The sequence below is a fragment of the Neisseria sp. P0021.S007 genome, from assembly GCF_051956855.1.
This window is the reverse complement of sequence record NZ_JBQCXA010000874.1, coordinates 1-574: the sequence shown is the minus strand read 5'-3', so window position 1 is coordinate 574 and position 574 is coordinate 1. Positions and strand designations below refer to the sequence as shown.

General features: G+C 43.6%; 1 protein-coding gene. It reads right to left on the bottom strand.

Translation table 11 applies throughout. The features are described from left to right. Window positions 1-207: 207 nt before the first annotated feature. Complete coding sequence (locus ACTHUR_RS16465; RefSeq protein ID WP_070461357.1) at window positions 208-555, bottom strand: hypothetical protein; 348 nt, start codon at window positions 553-555, stop codon at window positions 208-210. Window positions 556-574: the final 19 nt, after the last annotated feature.

The window sequence follows — 574 nt, the reverse complement described above, 5'->3', positions numbered from 1 at the left end:
TTATCGGCGTTGTTTTCGGCTTGATGTACTACTTCTTCTACAAATACAAAGTCAAAAACCTGTTGCCGTTTTTCCTGATTCACGCCTTGGCAGATATCTTCGGCTCCGGCTTCATCTATTTGATTTGCGCTTAATGGCAATAGTTGAATGAATAAACAAGGCCGTCTGAAACATCATTTTTCAGACGGCCTTTTATCATCTATCGGTTTACTTAATCAAAGTAATTGCCACATCCGCATCTTCGGTTGCAATTGCCTCAATCACTGCATCGCTGCCAAACCTCAACACCGAGCCTGCGCCGACAGTATGTTTTTCAGTCTGATTCAACGTCACGTCAAAGCTTCCTTTTCCAACGGCAAAAATCAGCGTTTTAAAACCCGGATGATCGTGCGGCTTAATCTGCTCCCCTTTCTTCATGTCTTTCTTAACGACCATGTAATTTTCGCCGCTGAAAATCTTACCGTTTTCGGAAGAAACCTCCCCCAAAGGCGCGGCAGAAACGGCAACGGAAAACAAAGCAGACAGCAATACAGCGGAAATATTGGAAACTTTCATGACAAGCCTTTCTTAAAAC

Coding starts and splice junctions, on each gene's coding strand:
- ACTHUR_RS16465 (WP_070461357.1), bottom strand. CDS start 555: ATGAAAGTTTCCAATATTTCCGCTGTATTGCTGTCTGCTTTGTTTTCC.